Raw genomic sequence first — 21,585 nt, forward strand, 5'->3', positions numbered from 1 at the left:
CCGAAACTAAGCTAGGATTTATTATATTTGAGTTCTCATAATTTCTTGATAGGCTTCAATCACTTTGTTCCGGACTTGTGTAGTCAACTGTAAACTCAGTAGAGCCTGTTGGGAAGAAATCATCACTTCGTCAATGTTCACTTCTCCCAATACAAATTTATTACTCATATCCTTAGCTTGTTGTTCCTGATCAGCCACTTTATTGAGCGCATCCTCAAGATAAGAGCCAAAGCTCTCCATCGAATTAGCAGGAGTGGATGAAACTTCGGAAGATGTCGGTTTCATTGCAAGCTGCTGTACAGCCTGAACCCCATTAGATATATTCTGTATCAACTGTTTCCCCCCCTTAAGTTAATTAACATTCATTTATCTACCAATTTCGAGTGCCTTGCTTACCATAGCTTTGGATGCATTAAGCATCGTAACATTGGCATCATAAGAGCGAGATGCAGATAACATATCAACCATTTCTTTGGTAATGTCTACGTTTGGCATATAGACATATCCTTCAGCATCCGCATCGGGATGGCTCGGATTGTATACCGGCTTCAATGGTGAAGTGTCTTCTATGATCGACTGCACCTTAACCCCTTCATTGCTATTATTCATTTTCGAATTTAGTATATTCGAGAATTTATTACTTTCGTTCGTTTCCAAAACAACCAACTTACGTCGGTAAGGAACAGCCTTGCCATCCACCACGGATGCTCTTGTAGTTTCAGCATTGGCTACGTTGGAAGAAATTACATCCATCCGCAACCGTTGAGCCGTTAATGCAGATGCGCTGATCCCAAAACTACTACCAAAGTTCATACTCTCTTATCCTCCTTGAATTACGGCTCGCATCATCGAAATCTGACTGTTAATCTGTTCAACATAAGAACTATACCTAAGCTGGTTCTCTGCGCTTAACGCCATTTCGCGATCTACATCCACATTGTTGTCGTTATTGTTCATAGAGGTAGTTTCATCAGTATTTTCAACAGCAGCGGGAACAATTGTGTTGCTGCCAAATTGATAATGCCGGGTATCCGAAACTTTCGCTCTAAGTGTAGATTGGATTCCACTTTCCTGTTGTTGCAGGATACTTTCGAATGAAACATCAGAACGTTTGAAATTGGGCGTATCTTGATTAGCCACATTATTTGCTAGAGCATTTTGTCGTTTATAGGCAGCATCAATGCCTCCCTGCAATCGTTGAAAACTGACACTATTCAGCAATCCCAAGACAATTCCTCCTTTCAAAGCTATCATAATGAAAAGAATTCCACAACTTCCATCAAAAAACCTGCTTGCTTTCGACAAATAAAGAAAAAAATACTCTAAATTTACGGTATTCCGTCGAACGCTGTCGCAATGAATAACACTTAGCATTTTCACATACATTGATTTTCATTTAATTTGTATATTATTACAATAAGAAATAAGCCCTATCTTTTTAGAAAAGACAGGGCTTTTAGCACTTTATTACTATTTATTTACATTTTCAACTCATTTTTTTCTTTTTAATTGCATGTTTTGACATAATTTTACGTTTTCACGACACCAATTTGTAATTTATCTAATCCGTTATGCCCAAATTCAAAATACATAGATTTTTTGTTTTTTTGTCGCTTTAAAGAATATACTGACTTAAATCACGATCCTGAGCTATACTTGCCAATTTCTCGCGCACATACTCCGGGGTAATAACCATTTTTTCTAAAGTCAGCTCAGGTGCTTCAAAAGAAAGATCCTCTAACAGCTTCTCCAAAATAGTATGAAGACGCCGGGCACCTATATTCTCCATATTTTGATTCACTGAAGCCGCTATTTTGGCGATCTCATGTATAGCATCCTTCTGGAATTCCACTTCTAAATTTTCTGTTTTAAGCAGATTCACATATTGTTTAGTTAAAGCATTCTCTGGTTCCGTCAAAATAGAAACGAAATCCTCTAACGTTAGACTACTCAGCTCTACGCGAATCGGAAAACGACCTTGAAGTTCTGGAATCAAATCTGAAGGCTTAGCAATATGGAAAGCTCCGGCAGCCATAAAGAGTACATAGTCTGTCTTCACAGGACCGTATTTCGTCATAATGGTCGAGCCCTCTACAATCGGCAAAATATCCCGTTGCACGCCTTCACGCGACACATCCGGTCCAGACCCTTTTCCCTGACTCGCTACTTTATCGATTTCATCGATAAAAATAATGCCTGATTGTTCAGCCCGAGTCACGGATTCCTGGATCACATCATCCATATCAATCAGCTTGGCCGCCTCATCCTGAATGAGTACCTTGCGCGCTTCGCGAATAGGAAGCTTACGTTTCTTCGTCCGCTTAGGCAGCAAACTGCCGAACATCTCTTGCATATTCATACCCATCTGGTCATTTCCTTGACCTGCAAACATATCCATCATAGTTGGCGCTGTATCCTCAACATCAATTTCAATGATGTCATCTTCCAGCTGACCAGCTAACAGCTTAAATCTAACCCCACGGCGGCGTTCACTTAGGCTTCCATCCTGCTCAGCGTCTTCTTTAGAGTCCTCTTGGGCAGAATTCCCTCCAAAAATCATCTCGAAAGGATTCTTTTGTGATTTATTTTTGGAAGACGAAGGGACCAATATAGAAACAATCCGCTCATTAGCCAGTTCTTCCGCACGATCCTTAACCTTCTCCGTACGCTCAAGCTTCACCATACGAATAGAAGTCTCTACCAGATCACGAACCATAGATTCCACATCTCGACCTACATAACCGACTTCAGTAAATTTAGTGGCCTCCACTTTGATGAACGGTGCATTAACAAGCTTTGCTAGACGCCGGGCGATTTCTGTCTTTCCCACACCTGTAGGTCCGATCATCAAGATGTTCTTAGGAACGACTTCATCACGCAGTTCCTCTGCTAGCAGACTGCGCCGATACCGATTACGAAGCGCAACGGCTACCGATTTCTTGGCTTGCTTCTGACCTACGATATATTTATCCAATTCGGCTACAATTTGACGGGGTGTAAGCGATTGATTCACCATCGTGAATTCCTCCTTGTCTCTATGGCACTGAGTCTATAATTGTTCAACAATAATGTTGGAATTAGTGTACACACAAATTTCAGATGCTACCTGAAGCGATTCTCTAGCAATATCCGCAGCGGAGAGATTGGGTGCATGACGTTTGAGTGCTCGACCTGAAGCCAGCGCAAAATTACCACCGGAACCAATCGCAAGAACGTCATCATCCGGTTCGATAATTTCACCATTTCCGGAGATCAGGAGCATTCCTTCCTTATCCATAACAATCATCAAAGCTTCAAGCTTCCGAAGAATACGATCTTGACGCCAGTCCTTCGCTAATTCAACTGCAGCCCGCTGTAGGTTCCCATGATGCTCCTCCAGCTTGCCCTCGAATTTTTCGAATAGGGTAATAGCATCCGCAACGGATCCCGCAAAGCCTGCTATTACTTGTCCTCTGTACAGGCGACGGACTTTTCTGGCCGTCGTCTTCATAATAACACTCTCTCCGAATGTAACCTGTCCATCACCTGCTATAGCTGCCTGTCCGTTATGTCTTACAGCACAAATTGTAGTCGCATGAAAGCTGGGTACCATGATTGTAAGTTACCTCCTTAAGATGGGCTTTGTTCGCTATCGACAACCTCCGGCTCCGAATAAGCGAGTCCTGTACGGTTGGCATACTCGGCAAGACTGTCCAGAGCGCGATGAGCTAACATTTCATTCTTTTCCTTCTTATTGCGGATCTTCTTCTCTACCTTCGGCAACAAACCGAAATTGGCATTCATAGGCTGAAAATGCTCTGGATCGGCAGAAGTAATATAAGCTGGCATGCTGCCTAGAACAGTATCCTGCGGGAAGATCAGCCCTTCCTGTCCGAGTGCTGCCCGTGCAGCATTAATACCAGCTATGAGCCCGGAAGCAGCTGATTCAACATAACCTTCTACACCTGTCATCTGTCCAGCAAAAAAGAGTCTTTCCTTGCCTTTCATCTGATAGGTAGGGTGCAGAAGCTTAGGAGAATTAATAAATGTATTTCTGTGCATCACACCATAACGAACATATTCAGCATTCTCAAGACCAGGGATCAGCGAGAATACACGCTTCTGCTCGCCCCATTTCAAATGGGTCTGAAAACCAACAAGATTGTAAAGTGTGCCGGCAGCGTTATCCTGACGGAGTTGCACAACCGCGTAAGGAAGTTTACCTGTATGCGGATTGATAAGTCCTACTGGCTTCATTGGGCCAAATAACGCTGTTTGCTTGCCGCGTTTCATCATGATTTCAATAGGCATACAGCCCTCAAAGTATATCTCTTTCTCAAAATCCTTGAGTGCTGCTGTCTCAGCAGAAATCAACGCATCATAAAACACGTCGAACTCCTCTTCTGTCATCGGACAGTTCAGATAAGCCGCTTCACCTTTATCATAACGGGAAGCCAAATACACCTTGTTCATATCAATGGTGTCTTTCTCAACAATCGGTGCTGCTGCATCATAGAAGTAGAAATACTCTTCACCCAGCAGCCCTTTTATTTCAGCAGATAATGCCGGTGAAGTTAGTGGGCCCGTTGCAATAACAACAATCCCTTCCTCCGGTATATGCGTAAGTTCTTCATTTATGACTTCAACGAGCGGATGATTATGCAAAGTATGGGTGATCTCACCTGAGAATCCGTCACGATCTACGGCGAGTGCTCCTCCTGCGGGTACCGCGTGTCGGTCAGCAGCACCTAATACAAGAGAGTTCAAACGCCGCATTTCTTCCTTCAATACACCTACAGCATTTCCTAATCCATTCGCACGCAAGGAGTTGCTGCATACCAGTTCAGCAAATTGATTCGTGTGATGGGCTGGTGTCTTTACTACGGGTCTCATCTCATATAATCTTACCGGTACTCCTAGTGATGCTATTTGCCAAGCGGCTTCGCTTCCTGCGAGACCCGCTCCAATTACTGTTACTTTTGCTGTATCTGACACTGTCTTTTTTCCTCCCATAGAGACTATTAATCTGCTAATTCTTCTTCGTTGTCTAGAACCGCCTCTGTATGATCACAAGATGTACATTGTAGCTTGGTTCCTTGCTTATTACGTTTCTCAATCATCCAAGATCCACATGATGGACATGGTTTTATAGAAGGTCTATCCCATGAAACGAAATCACAACCAGGGTACTGGTCGCAGCCATAGAAAACTCGCCCTTTTTTGCTGCGTCGCTCCACAACCTTACCTTCATGACATTTAGGGCAAGTTACGCCAATATCCTTGATAATCGGTTTCGTGTTTCGGCAATCCGGAAAGCCAGAGCATGCTAGGAATTTCCCAAAGCGACCCAGCTTATACACGAGAGGTTTGCCGCATTTCTCACAGATCTCATCAGAGACTTCATCTTCAATCTCAATTTCTTTCATCTCTTCTTCCGCGAATACCAAACGCTTCTCAAACGATTCGTAAAACTCTGCAAGAACCTTTACCCAGTCTTCTGAGCCCTCTTCCACATGGTCAAGATCCCCTTCCATGTTCGCGGTGAATTCAACGTTTAGGATTTCGGGGAAAAATTGCTCCATCTGCTCTATTACAAGCTCGCCAAGTTCGGTTGGCATGAATTTTTTCTCTTCAATAGCCACATAACCACGCTTCTGGATGGTTTCCAGCGTTGGGGCATATGTACTTGGACGGCCTATACCCAGCTCCTCAAGCGTCTTTACAAGTCTTGCTTCCGTATATCGTGGAGGCGGTTGTGTAAAGTGCTGCTTAGGCTCGATCTCCTGCTTATTTAAAGCATCTCCCGCTTGAAGCGGCGGCAAATACTTGTCTTCATCTGTAGTTCCGTCATCGTTGCCTTCTACGTAAACCTTCATGAACCCGGGGAATGAAACCTTCGAACCAACAGCTCTGAATGTAGCAGTACCTGCAGCAATATCGACCGAAAGCGTATCCAGCAGGGCAGAAGACATCTGACTTGATACGAACCGCTCCCACACTAGCTTGTAGAGACGGAATTGATCACGGCTCAAGAACTCTTTGACCATTTCAGGTTCGCGTAATGCCGAGGTAGGACGAATCGCTTCATGCGCTTCCTGTGCTCCAGCTGCCTTTTTAGAATACTGCCGTGGGGATTCGGGCAAGAACTTCTCACCATACTTAGCTGTTATAAGCTCTTTAGCTTCATCCTGAGCGGTGACAGAGAGACGCGTGGAGTCAGTACGCATATAAGTGATCAAACCTACGGTACCTTCTTTACCGAGTTCCACACCTTCGTATAGCTGCTGTGCAACAGACATTGTCTTAGCGGCACGGAATCCAAGCTTACGGGCTGCTTCCTGTTGTAGGGAGCTGGTGGTAAAAGGAGCTGAAGGATGACGTTGTCTTTCCTTCTCCTTCACATCACTCACCTTAAAAGATGCGTTGTTAATGGCTTCAAGAACCTCCTGAACATCACTTTCCTGGTTCAGTTCTTTTTTCACACCATTCAGCTTATGAAACTTAGCTTCAAAGACGGAATCCCGGATTCCAAGCTTCGCTGTTATGCTCCAATATTCGGTGGGTACAAAAGCGGAGATTTCATTCTCACGATCCATAATGATCTTCACGGCAACGGATTGTACACGTCCAGCAGATAAACCTTTTTTGACTTTCTTCCATAATAGAGGGCTAATCTTGTACCCTACCAGTCGATCCAAAATACGTCTAGCCTGCTGTGCATTCACGAGATCCATATTAATCTTACGCGGTGTCTTAAAAGCATCTTTTACCGCTTGTTTGGTGATCTCATTAAAAACAACTCTGCATTCTTGTGTATTATCTAAATCCAGCGCATGCGCCAAATGCCAAGCAATTGCTTCCCCTTCGCGGTCGGGGTCAGCTGCGAGATAAACTTTTTTAACTTTTTTACTAGCGTCTTTCAATTCCTTCAATATAGATCCCTTACCGCGGATAGTAATATATTTGGGACTGAAATCATTCTCCACCTCAACACCAATTTGACTCTTCGGTAGATCTCTAATATGTCCCATTGATGCCTTTACAATATATTTACTACCTAGATATTTGCCAATTGTCTTCGCTTTTGCAGGCGACTCGACAATAACTAATGCATCTGCCATAGACTCTTCCTCCTCGTTAACACTCGCACCTCTATATTAAATTACCTTATAAATAGCTCCTGGTAATTGTGTTACCGCTTTTTTTATGATTAAAGATAACAGAACTGAATGCAAATGTCCAAAATCCCATCCTGTTCTTACAAGCAGATCGTCCAATATAAAAGGGCCTTGATGCAGTATATGGTATAGGTGAGACTCCTCATTTGTCAATTTCTTTTCAATCATAAAGTCGTCTGCTGTCTGTTCGGTAGTGCTATTATTCCCTGTTTTTATTACGTTTGTCGGCAAATAAGAAGTATATTCTTCTATAATATCTAATCCACTGGTTACCAGCTTTGCCCCCTGCTTGATAAGCTCTAACGCCCCTCTGCTCTTAGGTGATGTAATAGGTCCGGGAACTGCGAAGACATCCCTCCCAGCTTCCAAGGCAGCATCGGCTGTAATAAGTGATCCACTGCGACTGTCAGCCTCCACGACCACTGTCCCCCGTGATAAACCTGCTATGATCCGATTACGCTGTGGAAATAATCCAGGATGACTTTTAGTTCCAAGAGGATACTCTGTAATGACAAGCCCTTCCTGAGAAATACGCCGCTCCAGTTCAATATTCTCAGTTGGATAGACTTTGTCCAACCCTGTTGCCACTACCGCTATGGTCCCTCCACCGCTTCTTAGCGCCGCTTCATGACAAATGCTATCGATCCCCCTCGCAAGTCCGCTAACCACCGTTAGACCTGCTGCACTAAGCTCCTCCGCGAGAATCTCCCCTACCTTTCGTCCATATGCTGTTGGCACACGAGTGCCAACCATCGCCACACTAGGAGTTGATAACAGTTCCAAACGACCTCGATAATAAAGGATCCACGGTGGCTGTGCCGTCTCTTTCAACAAAACAGGATAAGCCGCATCAAACACAGTGACCATCTTCACTGCACATTCTTCCATTAATAAGCGCCTTTTGGCGATCCATTCTAATGTATATATGGAAGCAAGATAATTCGACAGCTTTCCGTTCAATCCGATCGTTTCCCAATCTTTTGCACTACAGGAAAATGCTCGTTCTGACATTAAGCCGGCTCTGCGAATCTTGTCGATACTCTTCCAGCCAATCCCCTCCACTTCATTAAAACCAAACAGCAGATCTTTTTCTTCCATATAAGCTTACTCTCCTTTAATGGAAGGGTTAGCCTTCCCTATTTTGTAACATGAATTAGAGGAATGCAATATTTTCTTTTAATTCAATATTTTTCTATGTTAAAAAACAAAAAAGCAACCTTTTATCCCTTGGATAGGAACAAAAGGTTGCTTACCTCTGAAATAATTATACACGAAAGAAGCCCACTCGCGTAGAGTGAATTCCTTCAATTAAATAAAATAATTAATGCGTTGTAAAAGCGCTAAGAATACCGCGTTCTTCGAGCACACTTACTAGCGTTGAGCCCATTTCGGCAGGTGTAGGAGCAACCTTGATTCCGCACGATTCAAGTACGGCAATTTTCTCACTCGCTGTGCCCTTGCCTCCGGAAATAATAGCACCCGCATGCCCCATACGTTTGCCAGGAGGGGCAGTAGCACCGCCAATAAACCCTACAACAGGCTTAGTCATATGCTCACGAATCCACTCTGCTGCTTCTTCCTCTGCGGTTCCGCCAATTTCACCAATCATGATGACTGCCTTTGTACCCGGATCCTCATTAAAAAGCTTCAGAATATCAATAAACTCTGAGCCTTTAACAGGGTCTCCGCCAATACCTACAGCTGAAGATTGCCCGATTCCACGCGTGGTCAGCTGATGAACAGCCTCATAGGTTAGAGTTCCGCTGCGCGAGACAACACCTACATACCCTGGCATATGAATATAACCCGGCATAATTCCTATTTTGCACTCACCAGGAGTGATAACTCCCGGACAGTTGGGTCCGATCAATACAGTAGAGCGCCCCTCCATATAACGGGACACTTTTACCATATCAAGCACTGGAATCCCTTCGGTAATACAAATCACCAGGTCGAGTTCTGCGTCCACGGCTTCCATTATGGAGTCTGCTGCAAATGCTGGCGGTACATAGATTACACTAGCGGTTGCGCCTGTAGCCGCCTTAGCAGCTACAACAGTATCGAATACCGGAAGGCTAACCTCACTGCCATTTTCAAGCGTGATGTTGACAGATGTTCCACCTTTACCCGGTGTTACCCCTCCAACCATCTGTGTTCCATAATCCAGCGCACCTTTAGTATGGAACAAACCCGTTGATCCTGTAATTCCCTGCGTGATAACTTTCGTATTTTTATCTACAAGAATGCTCATGCCTTAAGTCACATCCCTACTTATATTGTCAAATACGATAACTGGCTTCCTAAATCAGGCCATTATTGCACAAGAGACACAATCTTACGGGCACCGTCCGCCATAGAATCAGCAGCAACAATATTAAGTCCCGATCCGGCCAAAATCTGCTTGCCCAATCCAACATTTGTTCCCTCAAGACGCACAACCAGCGGTTTGGTCAAACCCAGTTGACTAGCCGCTTCTACAACACCGTTAGCGATAACATCACAGCGCATAATACCACCGAAAATGTTAACAAAAATTCCGTTCACCTTTTCATCGGATAAAATGATTTTAAAGGCTTCTGTTACCTTCTCGGTCGTTGCACCGCCCCCTACATCCAGGAAGTTGGCGGGTTCGCCCCCATAATACTTAATAATATCCATAGTCGCCATCGCGAGACCTGCACCGTTTACCATGCACCCAATATTGCCATCAAGTGCAATGTAACTAAGGTCATACTTCGAGGCTTCGATTTCCTTTAAATCCTCTTCATCCAAATCCCGCAGCTCTAGAATATCCTTATGACGGAACAAGGCGTTGGAATCAAAATTCAGTTTGGCATCCAGTGCCATCACATTCCCATCCGCAGTCACTACCAATGGGTTAATTTCGGCAATAGAGCAATCTTTATCCACGAAAGCTAAATATAGCGCTTGCATGAATTTCACAGTTTTGCCTACCAGCTCATTAGGAATAGAGATACTGTAAGCCAGCTTACGCGCCTGGAAAGTCTGCAAACCCACTGCCGGATCAATGATCTCTTTAAAAATTTTCTCCGGATGTGTTGCAGCTACTTCTTCAATCTCAGTACCGCCTTCTTCAGAAGCCATCATGACCACTCGGCCAGTACCTCTGTCAACTACGATACCAATGTAATACTCCTTAACAATTTGACAACCCTCTTCAATGAGCAGTCTTTTTACTACCTTACCCTCCGGTCCAGTCTGGTGAGTTACTAGAGTCTTACCCAGAATCTCAGTTGCGTAACTACGCACCTCATCGATATTCTTAGCAACCTTTACTCCTCCAGCTTTACCGCGTCCACCTGCGTGAATCTGAGCTTTAACTACAACAACTGGTGTGCTCAGTGACTCTGCGGCTTCTACCGCTTCCTCCACTGTATAAGCTACTTTTCCATTCGGTACGGCTACACCGTACTTCTTAAGCACTTCTTTTCCCTGATACTCGTGGATATTCATAGCGGTAGCCTCCTAAAGTAGCGTGGTGACTAAACAGGCAGCCTGTTGTCATCTCGCTTTCCGTTTTGATTGCCGCGGGGTTAGGGATAGGCTGATGTTATACATGCAGCACTATTCCGGAACCAGCAGAAACTGATCTACCACTCGTAAAAAGAATGGCATTATTTCTGCAAGAGACATTGTGTAAATCTATAAGACTAAGCTTATATTTACCTATATGCCATACAAAGGAACCCAGAATAGTGTAACATGTTTTTAAAACGCTTACCTTAAATATATTCATGATTTGTACACATTTTTTCGCTTGATTTCATGCCGGAATGCGAACGATCGCATTGACTCCTTACTACGCTTACTTTTTACTATCTTGGATATTAGCTTCGTGAACACGATTCAGTAAGTCTTTAAACTGATCAAGTAGCTCTATGGATTCATTATTTGTCAGTGTCGTTTCTTCCATCATTTTGCCGGGAATACACACGGCATCACTTTGGAGTGCCCAGCCTTGTTTCGTTAGTGAAATTAATACTTTTCGCTCATCCTGCATCGAGCGTTCACGTATAATTAGGCCTGCAGCTTGCAAGCGTTTCAATAACGGAGTCAGCGTTCCTGAATCCAAAAATAACGCCTCACCAATCTCTTTCACTGTACATTGCTGCCGTTCCCATAACACAAGCATTACTAAGTATTGGGAGTAAGTTAAACCGATCTTATCCAAATACGGTTGGTACAGCTTTGTAATCTCACGCGAGCAAGCATAAATGGTAAAACAGAGCTGATTCTCGATCAGCAGCTCTGGGGTTGTAGTCATTTTCTGCATATCTTCTTCACTCATTTTCATATTTATTCACCCGCCTTATCTCTTTATTTTATCATAATTCCCTCATATATCATAATAATAGCAAAAAATTAATTTGACTTTTATATTAATTGTGATAAATTAGATTGTACACAAACTAATTAGTGAATAGGAGAGATTTATTATGATGACAATTCAACAAAAGATGTATGAAACCACAGTTAAAGCCGTTGGGGGAAGAAACGGTTATATAGAATCAGAAAGCCCTAAACTCAACCTTACGATCAGTACACCACGCGAAATGGGTGGTGCCGGTGGTGAAGGCACTAATCCTGAACAATTATTCGCAGCTGGCTACTCCGCTTGTTTTGACAGTGCTCTGAACATGGTTGCTCGTCTTGGAAAAGTGAAGATTGAAGGCAGTGAAGTTACGGCTACTGTAAGCTTTGGTAAAGTTGAAGATGGCGGATTCGGCATTGCGGTTAAGCTTGACGTGCTGGTTAAAGGCGTTGACAGAGAAACCGCAGCATCTTTGGTAGAAGCTGCCCATGGCGCATGTCCTTACTCCCGTGCCACTCGTGGCAATATCGAAGTAGAACTGAATGTACTGTAAGAAATTATAGAGAAAAATGTATGTGAAATTTGCTAAACGATCTAACCTTCGTTTGAATACGTGGCATTTCACATTCGAAGTCGCTAACGGACACAGTTGATCTTAAACGCAACTTAATCCCATATTTGGGATGCTATCGGACCTCATAGCAGCTATTGGAATGAAAACCACTCAATATAACCTTCTTCCGAAGGAATAGCGTCTCCAGAGTCCGAATCTACGCTCCAAGGGCTAAAAACTTGCAAACAACGTCCTCAAGGTCCGTTCCGTAAGCATCAGAGCATAATAATGGTTCGGCGATGCTCGTCACTACCGGTCCATAGTATAGAGCAGCGATTCTCATTAACGGGAATCGCTGCTCTTTTATCTTTATTCCTCCACTAATACCTGTCGATCCAGATTACGGTATTGCACAGCTTCCGCGAGATGTGCAGAAGAAATATCCTGTGCACCCTCCAGATCAGCTATGGTACGGGATAGCTTAATAATCCGATCATGCGCTCGCATGCTTAGACCTAAATTCTCCAATATGTCATACAGTATTTGAGCACTCTCACGGTTTAGGCTTGCATATTTCCGAAGGGAAGCACCGGAAAGTTCGCTGTTCCATGAAATCGCCAGTCGTTTGTAACGTTTAGCTTGGATGGCCTGAGCAGCCAACACCTCCGCACGCATCTGTGCTGACGATAAAACATACCCCTGCCGATTCCATTCCTTCGGGCGGGGAACATCAACCTGTAAGTCGATCCGACCCAATAATGGACCGGATATTTTGGCTCGATATTGGGCAATCCTTGATGGACTACAGGTACAATTTCGCTGGGAGATACCGCTTCCAAAAAAGCCGCAGCTGCACGGATTCATCGATGCAGCGAGCATGAATTTGGCAGGAAAAGTAAAGGAAGCCCGGGCACGACTTATAGTAACCACCCCATCTTCGAGGGGCTGTCGCAGCACTTCAAGCACATTCCGGGAGAATTCAGGCAATTCATCCAGAAACAGAATACCTCGATGCGCAAGACTTACCTCACCTGGCTTGGGAATACCGCCCCCTCCAATTAATCCGGCAGAAGATATCGTGTGGTGTGGAGAACGAAATGGACGACTTCGCAGCAAACCGTTGTGTGCATCCTTCAAATTTCCAGCCGCACTAAAAATTTTGGTTACCTCAAGTGCCTCACTGTCCGACAATTGCGGAAGGATACTGGGAAGGCGTTTGATCAGCATCGTTTTGCCTGTGCCAGGTGGGCCGATGAGCATAATATTATGCATCCCTGCAGCCGCGATAGTTAGTGCTCTTTTCACATGTTGCTGTCCAAGCACATCACTGTAATCATCCATTATTTCATTCGCTTCGGAAGAAGCAGCCTCAGAATCAGAATATTTAGGGTTATATTTGAGATGCTCTACAGAAAGAACAAGCACCGGAGGTTGTTCTTTTGCCCCCGTCCCCATACTCACGGATACAGGAAAAGGAAGTGGTGATCCTTCAGATTCTTCTAGAGGAACTAGCTTATCTATAATCGGACCAAAGCTAGCCACAGATTCAGCAGCATTCGCTAACGCTTGCAAATGGTCGATGGTATAAACATTCATGCCACTGATTAAAGCAGCTTCTGCCGCATTGCCTTGCGGGAGCAGAACGGCTTTAAACCCGCTTTTACGCGCTGCTTCAACCATCGGCAGCACACCCGAAACCGGACGCAGACTGCCGTCGAGCGCAAGCTCTCCAATCAAAAGCATCTCTTGAGCTGAAGGCATAATCAACTGGCCACTAGTTATCAGTATCCCCAAAGCAATCGCTAGATCAAAAGCGGAACCTTCTTTACGCAGGTCAGCTGGAGCAAGATTGATCGTAATACGCTGCTGTGGATAGCGGTAACCGCAATTTTTAACGGCAGCCCTAACTCGTTCAACAGCCTCGCGAATCGCTGAATCTGGTAAGCCAATGATATTCGTCTGCGGCAGTCCATTTGCAAGATCGATTTCCACACCGATCATTACCCCTTCAATCCCATACAGACACGCGCTAAACATTTTCCCATACATAATAAAAACACCTCATCTCCTGAATTACACCCTAATTTGGGGTGTCATAGCTTCAAGAAAAAAGGTGCTTCCTTATTTTCCAAATATATATTAGCTGTTAAGTACATTATAGAAGTTGTGTCCTAACGCAATCTGTGAGCAATTTATCTTTAGAATAAGAAATTCAAGTTTTACATAAAAGCGAAAGCACATCTCTAAAGACCTACATCAATCTCCTTCTTTAACAACGACCGAGTCCCTAATCTGCTCAAAAGTCAACGGTTTATAGTTCCAATGCTCTACACAAATGTTAAAATGATTGTTTCCCTCATATTTTTGCCCATGAATATGGCCGTGCACATTTACGTAAGGCATATGTTTATTCATGTACATAGGCTCATGTGAGAGGAAAAAGAAATCCTTATAAATCAAAGGATATTCACTAACCTCATCAAAACCTGCCTCAAGCCACCAACTTCGGCTGCGGCCGCGATCATGATTGCCAAGGATCAGGATTTTGTATCCATGCAGTCTGGCCACAATCGCACGAGTTGCCTCCTTATTCAGAAAAGAAAAGTCTCCCAAATGAAATACTTTGTCGTCCGGATTCACTACCGAATTCCAACTTTCAATCATAACTTCATTCATTTGCTCTACATCGTTGAAGGGTCTGGATTCAAAATCAATGATCAACTTATGCCCAAAATGATGATCTGATGTGAAAAAAACCTTAGCCATGTGCACCCTCCTTTTGTTCCTATTCTAATGACAGTATGTATGAAAAAAGCTCCGACTACCCATAAACCCTAGGAAATTCGGAGCCCCGAGGACTTTTCCGCCTAATTTCTCACGAAATTATACGTATCATTCTATGTCATGAGGCGATGACGGAATACCTCTTTATTGTTAATGTTACTTTTCCCAGTCGCGCCGCTTACTCGAACGTTTATTAACATCACTCTGAATCAGTTCAGCTAAAGGAGGCGCCTCCTCATTGTCAATGAGCCAGCCACGCATCTCCTTGATCGCTTCCACCTGTCCATTGCCTTTGTCACGCCATGTAAGCAGTTCAATAACTCTAATTACAAGCGCTAAGAGACTGCTATTGCTGTTTTGCGACTTTTCAGCCCGGATTTTTTGAAATAACGCTTCATTTTCCCAATCTATTAATATTTCCTCCGCTATAGTGGGCCGCATTACCGTGAAGGTCTTATTGCAATTATCGCAACAGACGACAGATATTGGCTCTGCTTTAAATTCCACTTCAATCTTCTGCTGGCAATATTGGCATGTAAAACTAACCTGCATTTCAGAAGGTTTATTCTTCACTAGACAGCCCTCCTCATGATGACATTAAAAAGTTACTCCTAATGTTTACCCATTTCTTTTGAGAAATGACCCACAGTGCGGAAGGTATGTAAAGACTTTTTTATCAGAACAGCAGCAAATTCATAAAGAATCGCATGAGAAAATAGAGTTACTCTTAAAACGCCTCGCGAATATGACTAAGTGAAGCTAGGCTAAGATCGTCATTTAACAAGACGCTAATTACATCAAAAGAAACCCGCCGTTCCTCATAACCCTTCATATGCAAATAAACCTGTGTTGTACTCCGAACCTGGTTTATTTTGCGAGCATTCACCGATTCTTCTGGAGTTCCCTGAAGCAGCTCTCCACTGCGGCTACGAACTTCGACAACAACAATACAGTCTTCACGCTCCGCAATGATATCAAGCTCTCCAGTACGACAACGCCAATTCCGTTCCAATATCATATACCCGCTAGAAGATAGGTACTGCACAGCTCCGTTCTCTGCAGCAGTTCCTTTCTCTTTGCGGTTATAGTGCTTTCTTACATAGGGCTCTTTCATTCTTGTCCCCGTTCACCAGCGGAACGATCGCTCTGATACACAAAGCTGAGGATTTCCGCCACCAGCTGATAGAGCTCAGACGGAATCTGTTGGTCCAGATCAAGCTTTGAAAGAACCTCCACGAGGGCTGCATCTTCCTGAACAGCAACCCCGCTCTCCTTAGCCTTTTGCAGAATAAGGTCTGCTATCGCGCCTTGTCCCTTGGCTACTACGACAGGAGCCTCGTTTTGTCCGGGACTATATTTGAGAGCGACCGCTTTTTTGAGCCCTTGTGAAATTGGCTGTACAGGCTCATTCATATACGGTAATCCACTCCTTTGTAAGCCTCAGGAACATAATCAACAAACTTATTAGTATTGGAGCCAGCAAGCTCTTTAGGCAAATTCAATTCTGGCAAGGGTTCGGTTCTTAAACCTGATAATTGATAACCGATGGATTCTACCGCAGTTTTTATATCTTCACGCCGCGTCTCCAGCAGCTCAAGCACCCACGGATGATCATTATGAAGCTTAAGACTAACGATTCGATCTACAACCTGCACATCTACCAATGTCTGCCCTAGCTGCTTCATGTCCAAATCGAACCACAATCGACAGTTAGCTGCATCCAACTCCCCTTTGCGGCCCCGCCTGGACTGGATATGAACCGATGCAGTTTCCTGCCCATCTGGACCTTGCAGCGGCAAGAACAATGTAACCTGCGCGAAGGGAGCAGTCCGATCTGTATTCAGCAGCAGCTGTTGGCCTGTCAGCTGCTGCACTAGCCCGCTCGCGGCATCTTTTACCGCGGGCGGCACCTCGCTGCTGCTCATAAGCTGCAGCAGCACGCCCTTCAACGTGTCCGCAGCTTGCTCCCCGCCGACACTGCCTAGCGCGGCTGCAGCTGTCCCCGCTGCCGCTCGCGCCGTCTCCGCGGACGGCAAAGCGCCGCCGCGCACGGCCTGCTGCTCGTGCTCCGCACCGAGCAGCTTCAACACCCGCCCCACCCACGACTCCGCATCCGCGGGTGGGGCGGTGTCTGGCTGCACCGGCGAAGCCGCAGCAGCCGTGGTCTCCCCGCGCGGCGCTGCCGGCGCGGGGGCAGGATCTTGTCCCGCCGCGTCAGCGGGCGGGACGTTCGCGAGCTGCGGCATGCTGCCGCGCAGCTCGGTGAGCACGCCCTGCAGCTTCGCGAGCAGGGCAGCCCCGCTAGGCGCAGCAGCTTGGCTTGCTGCACCAGCTTGGCTTCCCGCAGCAGCTTGGCTATCTGCACCAGCTGATCCAGTGGCGCTTGTATTCGCGCCACTGATACTACCCTGCGCTCTATCTTTATTTAGACTCATTTCATTGCCATGAGTTTCGCTCTGATTAGAACTATTTTGATTGCTTACAATTCCGTCCCCTTGCGTGTTAGCAGCACTACTCTGAGTTCCTGAAGCAAGCGTAGAAGTTATTTTCCCAGTCAAAGGTTCACCAGTATTTCCACTCTTCGAGAGCTGAACTACCTCACCAGCCTCTTCGGGGACCACTGGCTTGGCAGTTACAATACCGGTTTCATTCTCAGGAGTTTCAGCTGTACTTGCAGCTGCACTTCCTGATATTTCTGATTTCACTGAATTCAAAGGAATTATTGGTTCATCAGAAATAACTCCGGCTCCCGTTGCCCCTCCTGTTGCAGCAGCACTTCCGATTGTAGTAGTAACACCACCACTACCTTCAGCAGGTTTACTTACAGGTTGTCCAGTTCCTTTAACCGCCACCTGGTCCATTTCCGCATCAGCATCACCTGCTGATACCACTTCCCCGTTAATCACAGCGCCCGTACCTGTCGTTACAGGAGCATTCAGCTTTCCTGTCGGGGTACCCATTCCAGGTTTAGCTTCGGCTGTTGTTGTTTCTTCACCGGCGACTTGACCTGCCCAAATCGTAATCTGTTCTTCGAGCGCTGACAAAAGCTGATGAAGCTGCGGACCAAAAACCGCCTGCTGCAATCCTTTCACACTTTCAGGGGTAACCGGCAAGCCCCGCTTTACAGAAATGACAGCTGCATCAAGCCATTCTGAGGTCGGCACGCCCGCAGGTTTCGCACTCATTACAGCATCCAGAATCGCCGCTGTCTCTTTGGTAAGCGGAATACCACCCGACTGCATCGCCAACACAATTTCCCGACCCGCTTTGGAGTCAGTAAGCCCAAGCGATTCCAATGCCTCGCCCATGTTTTGCGGGGTGGCTAACACCGTTTCGCCGAGGGAGACCGGCTTCAATACGGGCAATCCGCCTTCTCCGGGTGCTCCAACCTGTAAGTTCAGGGTCTCTCCTGGCAGTAGTGGTGTTTCCAACTCCGCACGAACAGGTGTGCCTTGAATCTGCACAACGGCTTCTTTTCCCGAATCCGATACAGACAATACAACACCACGTACAACCTGCCCTTCCTTCAATTCCAAAGACTTGGCTGCTCCCGGTTTATTATCCCCGAGCAATCCACGGATCAATGTTCCGATATTCATACCGTTTCTCCTCCCTCCATTTTCTCTCTTCTTACTATATCGGTATTAATCCGACTTTTTTGAGCGGTGAATTTATCCAAGCTTAAACGCCTTTGGCGTCTTTTATATTCTGATATTTCTAAAAAAGGGTTTGCTGTTCAGCAAGAATCTTCCCAATAAAGCTGCGCCGATGCATAGGTGTCGGACCTAACGCCGTAATTTGTTCCCTGTGAAGCTTGGTCGCATAACCTTTATGTATCGCAATCCCATAATCAGGGTATAATTCCTCCCACACCCCTTCACACAGTCTATCTCTTGTTACTTTAGCTATAATCGAAGCTGCCGCAATAGACTGGCTGTTAGCATCCCCTTTTATGATCGCCTGCTGCGGCAACGGAAGATCAACTTTTTCAGCATCGATTAACATATAGTCCGGAGTATGACTAAGACCTTCTACCGCTTTTTTCATCGCCAGACGAGAAGCCTGTTTAATATTAATTTCATCAATCATGCGGGAATCCACATAACCTACACCAATAGCTATCGCCTGCTCCATAATAATCTCGAATAAGGCATCTCTTTTTTTCGCTGTAAGCTTTTTAGAGTCGTTGACGCCATCAATAATAAGCCCTTCCGGCAAAATCACCGCTGCTGCAACAACATCCCCAAACAAACAACCTCTGCCTACTTCATCTACGCCGGCTATACGGCGATAAGACTGTTCCCAGCCCTCTTTTTCATAACTCAACATATCTATCGTACTCACGAATCTGTCACCGCCAATTATAAATTATTCTATAAACTACATAAGTCAGCTTACCATAGTAAAGCCCACATGGTCATGTACAAATAACCACTCCAATTTGATCCAAATCGGCAAAAAAAAAGAGCCCCCGAAAATTTCCGGATGGCTCTTCCATACCCATTCATTTAAACGCCTTTAAGGTGTTTCCAGCGTAAAACGACCAAGCTTACCTGCCCGCAGCTCATGCAGCAAAGCACGTGAAGCTTTTTCCAGATCAACACGTCCACCGCTAATCAGACAACCGCGTTTGCGGCCCACGGCTTCCATAACTGCAACGATCTCATCAGGGTTCTCAAGATCCTCAGGAAGCTTCTCAATACCAAAGCGTTCTTGAAATCTGGAACCATAATCCTTGACCAAATACTTCACTGCATAAAAAGCAATGTCCTCAATGTTCAGGATTTCTTCTTTGATCGCACCCGTCACTGCCAAGCGGTAACCCACGTCTTGATCCTCAAACTTCGGCCATAAGATACCAGGAGTATCCAGAAGCTCCAGATTACCCCCTGTTTTAATCCACTGCTGGCCCTTAGTTACCCCCGGGCGATCACCCGTAGCAGCGATACTCTTACCAGCCATTCGATTAATCAGCGTTGATTTACCGACGTTAGGAATACCGACGATCAATGCGCGCATAGCCCGTGGGTTCATTCCCCTTGCGATCTGCCGATCAATCTTTTCCTTCAACAGCAGCTTGACCTGCTCCGGAATCTCCTTAACGCCTGTTCCAGTAGATGCGTCCACAGGATGGGCAACATGCCCTTGTTCCTTAAAGTACGCCAGCCACTTCCGAGTAATTTCCGGATCCGCCAGATCCGCTTTGTTCAAAATAATTAATCTCGGCTTGTCCCGCAAAATATCGTCAATCATCGGATTGCGGCTGGAAAGCGGCAGACGGGAATCGAGCAACTCTATAACAACATCAATCAGCTTCAGCTTATCCTCGATTTGCCGCCTAGCCTTCGTCATATGACCAGGAAACCAATGAATGGCCATTGCCGTCACCTCCTTTGACTTCTGTCAACTTAATGGTTAATCAGTGTAATATCTTTTATCGGCCAGAAGATTAAATCTGCACGACCCACAATATCACCCAGCGGCACATAGCCAATCATCCGGCTGTCTGTACTATCCGAGCGATTATCCCCCATAACGAAAATATGTCCTTCTGGTACAGTACCATCCGTGAATTTTTCATTTGGGAAATCTTTATTATTATACAGAGCGTTGTTACTATGCGCAGCATCAATAGCGCCTTGGATGTAAGTCTCGTTAACAACCTCACCGTTAACTGTAACTACATCTCCTTCTACTTTCACAGTATCTCCAGCCACACCAATTACACGTTTAATAAAATCTCTGCCTTCAGATGGCACGTGGAATACAATAACCTCACCCCGCTGCGGAGATCTTATATCGTATAAAATTTCATTAACGATAACACGTTCTCCCGTATGGAAATTAGGCTGCATGGAAGGTCCATCTACAATAAAAGGCTTGAATAAAAGCCAGCGAATCAGTATAACCAGAACTAAAGCAATCGCAATGGCCTTGACCCATTCCAGCACTTCATTTTTCTGTTTACGTGGGTTCTGCTCGCTTGATTCCAAAGTTTCGCTTTGTTCCTGCTGCATAGTTCACCGTCCTCTCTTAATACTACTCTTACTATACAACACAAAAAAACTCCTGCCAAAAACCCCTCCACAGATACTCCTTCAGGAGGCCTTTTCGGAGAAGCTTATCCCCAAGCGTATATGTCACACGCATTGTATACCAAGCTAAAACGCCCTCAGCGTCCTTTTAAGGACGGTATGCGTTTATGCGAGAAATATAAGAATAATGTATAACGTAAAACTTATGCTTTTCTTATATTTCCAAAAAAAAATAAAGCGAAAGGGGCTTGAACTCAAGCCCCTCTCCTCTGTCACTATTCTAGCGACGAATTTCTTTAATTCTCGCTGCTTTACCACGTAGTTCACGAAGGTAATAAAGCTTAGCACGACGCACTTTACCACGACGAGCCACTTCAATTTTTTCGAGTTTAGGCGAGTTGATTGGGAATGTTCTTTCCACACCAACACCGTAAGAAATTTTACGAACCGTAAAAGTCTCACTGATTCCACCGCCACGACGTTTGATTACAACGCCTTCGAACAACTGGATACGCTCACGAGTTCCCTCGATAACTTTTACATGCACCTTCAAAGTGTCACCCGGACGAAAACTAGGGATATCTTTACGAAGTTGCTCTTGCGTAATAGCTTGTAGGATATTCATTAAGGACTTCCTCCTTCCGTACAGGTGTTCTTGCCTCTTCCGGAGAGATCTGAGCTCTCCCTCATTATCCGCAGCGGACCACCGTATTCCACACAACA

The 21,585-nt window shown here is 45.1% G+C and carries 22 protein-coding genes; 1 reads left to right on the plus strand and 21 read right to left on the minus strand.

Features of this window, described 5'->3' with window-relative positions:
* Positions 1-21: 21 nt before the first annotated feature.
* From fliE to NST94_RS18240, 11 genes are all read right to left on the minus strand, one after another.
* The gene (gene fliE / locus NST94_RS18190) at positions 22-333 is read right to left on the minus strand and encodes a flagellar hook-basal body complex protein FliE (RefSeq protein WP_036688553.1); all 312 of its coding nucleotides are present in this window, start codon (positions 331-333) and stop codon (positions 22-24) included.
* Between the two features lie 33 nt (positions 334-366).
* On the minus strand, positions 367-813 hold the full coding sequence (flgC, locus tag NST94_RS18195) for a flagellar basal body rod protein FlgC (protein WP_036688555.1): 447 nt from the start codon (positions 811-813) through the stop codon (positions 367-369).
* A gap of 6 nt (positions 814-819) precedes the next feature.
* Positions 820-1,227, minus strand: coding sequence for a flagellar basal body rod protein FlgB (flgB, locus tag NST94_RS18200; protein ID WP_036688558.1), 408 nt, complete (start codon positions 1,225-1,227; stop codon positions 820-822).
* A gap of 388 nt (positions 1,228-1,615) precedes the next feature.
* Positions 1,616-3,016 (minus strand): ATP-dependent protease ATPase subunit HslU, encoded by a 1,401-nt coding sequence (gene hslU / locus NST94_RS18205; RefSeq protein ID WP_036688559.1) that lies wholly within the window; start codon positions 3,014-3,016, stop codon positions 1,616-1,618.
* A gap of 33 nt (positions 3,017-3,049) precedes the next feature.
* Positions 3,050-3,592 carry an ATP-dependent protease subunit HslV gene (hslV, locus tag NST94_RS18210; RefSeq protein WP_036688562.1) on the minus strand — a complete coding sequence of 181 codons (543 nt, stop codon included), beginning with the start codon at positions 3,590-3,592 and terminating at the stop codon, positions 3,050-3,052.
* A gap of 17 nt (positions 3,593-3,609) precedes the next feature.
* Positions 3,610-4,992: an FADH(2)-oxidizing methylenetetrahydrofolate--tRNA-(uracil(54)-C(5))-methyltransferase TrmFO gene (gene trmFO / locus NST94_RS18215; protein ID WP_076100371.1), complete on the minus strand. Its 1,383-nt coding sequence runs from the start codon at positions 4,990-4,992 to the stop codon at positions 3,610-3,612.
* A gap of 8 nt (positions 4,993-5,000) precedes the next feature.
* A complete protein-coding gene (gene topA / locus NST94_RS18220) occupies positions 5,001-7,100 on the minus strand; it encodes a type I DNA topoisomerase (RefSeq protein WP_076301628.1) in 2,100 nt (699 codons plus the stop codon).
* Positions 7,101-7,136: 36 nt separating this feature from the next.
* The gene (gene dprA, locus NST94_RS18225; RefSeq protein WP_076127799.1) at positions 7,137-8,255 is read right to left on the minus strand and encodes a DNA-processing protein DprA; all 1,119 of its coding nucleotides are present in this window, start codon (positions 8,253-8,255) and stop codon (positions 7,137-7,139) included.
* Positions 8,256-8,478: 223 nt separating this feature from the next.
* A complete protein-coding gene (gene sucD / locus NST94_RS18230) occupies positions 8,479-9,408 on the minus strand; it encodes a succinate--CoA ligase subunit alpha (RefSeq protein WP_036688571.1) in 930 nt (309 codons plus the stop codon).
* Between the two features lie 62 nt (positions 9,409-9,470).
* Positions 9,471-10,631, minus strand: a complete 1,161-nt coding sequence (gene sucC / locus NST94_RS18235; protein ID WP_038571984.1) for an ADP-forming succinate--CoA ligase subunit beta — start codon at positions 10,629-10,631, stop codon at positions 9,471-9,473.
* A gap of 352 nt (positions 10,632-10,983) precedes the next feature.
* The gene (locus NST94_RS18240) at positions 10,984-11,472 is read right to left on the minus strand and encodes a MarR family transcriptional regulator (RefSeq protein ID WP_235219564.1); all 489 of its coding nucleotides are present in this window, start codon (positions 11,470-11,472) and stop codon (positions 10,984-10,986) included.
* A 142-nt stretch (positions 11,473-11,614) separates the two neighbouring features.
* Here NST94_RS18240 and NST94_RS18245 point away from each other — a divergent pair, with 142 nt between their 5' ends.
* Positions 11,615-12,043: an organic hydroperoxide resistance protein gene (locus NST94_RS18245; RefSeq protein WP_036688575.1), complete on the plus strand. Its 429-nt coding sequence runs from the start codon at positions 11,615-11,617 to the stop codon at positions 12,041-12,043.
* A 369-nt stretch (positions 12,044-12,412) separates the two neighbouring features.
* On the opposite strand, the gene NST94_RS18250 is transcribed toward NST94_RS18245, so the two are convergent.
* The 10 genes from NST94_RS18250 to rplS form a co-directional block, all read right to left on the minus strand.
* Complete coding sequence (locus tag NST94_RS18250; protein WP_339281134.1) at positions 12,413-14,092, minus strand: YifB family Mg chelatase-like AAA ATPase; 1,680 nt, start codon at positions 14,090-14,092, stop codon at positions 12,413-12,415.
* A 207-nt stretch (positions 14,093-14,299) separates the two neighbouring features.
* Positions 14,300-14,809 (minus strand): metallophosphoesterase, encoded by a 510-nt coding sequence (locus NST94_RS18255; protein ID WP_036688580.1) that lies wholly within the window; start codon positions 14,807-14,809, stop codon positions 14,300-14,302.
* Positions 14,810-14,983: 174 nt separating this feature from the next.
* Entirely contained in the window at positions 14,984-15,400 is a 417-nt protein-coding gene (locus NST94_RS18260; protein WP_081383206.1) for a hypothetical protein, read from the minus strand.
* Positions 15,401-15,554: 154 nt separating this feature from the next.
* On the minus strand, positions 15,555-15,941 hold the full coding sequence (locus NST94_RS18265) for a YraN family protein (RefSeq protein ID WP_076127091.1): 387 nt from the start codon (positions 15,939-15,941) through the stop codon (positions 15,555-15,557).
* Positions 15,938-16,240, minus strand: a complete 303-nt coding sequence (locus NST94_RS18270) for an EscU/YscU/HrcU family type III secretion system export apparatus switch protein (protein ID WP_038571992.1) — start codon at positions 16,238-16,240, stop codon at positions 15,938-15,940. The genes NST94_RS18265 and NST94_RS18270 overlap by 4 nt, the downstream gene beginning before the upstream one ends.
* Positions 16,237-18,426 carry a hypothetical protein gene (locus NST94_RS18275; RefSeq protein ID WP_076301631.1) on the minus strand — a complete coding sequence of 730 codons (2,190 nt, stop codon included), beginning with the start codon at positions 18,424-18,426 and terminating at the stop codon, positions 16,237-16,239. The genes NST94_RS18270 and NST94_RS18275 overlap by 4 nt, the downstream gene beginning before the upstream one ends.
* 118 nt (positions 18,427-18,544) lie before the next feature.
* Positions 18,545-19,156 carry a ribonuclease HII gene (locus tag NST94_RS18280; protein ID WP_076100429.1) on the minus strand — a complete coding sequence of 204 codons (612 nt, stop codon included), beginning with the start codon at positions 19,154-19,156 and terminating at the stop codon, positions 18,545-18,547.
* Between the two features lie 189 nt (positions 19,157-19,345).
* Complete coding sequence (ylqF, locus tag NST94_RS18285; RefSeq protein ID WP_036688587.1) at positions 19,346-20,206, minus strand: ribosome biogenesis GTPase YlqF; 861 nt, start codon at positions 20,204-20,206, stop codon at positions 19,346-19,348.
* Between the two features lie 29 nt (positions 20,207-20,235).
* Complete coding sequence (gene lepB, locus NST94_RS18290) at positions 20,236-20,844, minus strand: signal peptidase I (RefSeq protein ID WP_036688589.1); 609 nt, start codon at positions 20,842-20,844, stop codon at positions 20,236-20,238.
* Between the two features lie 298 nt (positions 20,845-21,142).
* Positions 21,143-21,487: a 50S ribosomal protein L19 gene (rplS, locus tag NST94_RS18295; protein ID WP_036688590.1), complete on the minus strand. Its 345-nt coding sequence runs from the start codon at positions 21,485-21,487 to the stop codon at positions 21,143-21,145.
* Positions 21,488-21,585 lie beyond the last annotated feature (98 nt).

Source organism: Paenibacillus sp. FSL H8-0282, assembly GCF_037963825.1.
GTDB lineage: Bacteria > Bacillota > Bacilli > Paenibacillales > Paenibacillaceae > Paenibacillus_AQ > Paenibacillus_AQ odorifer.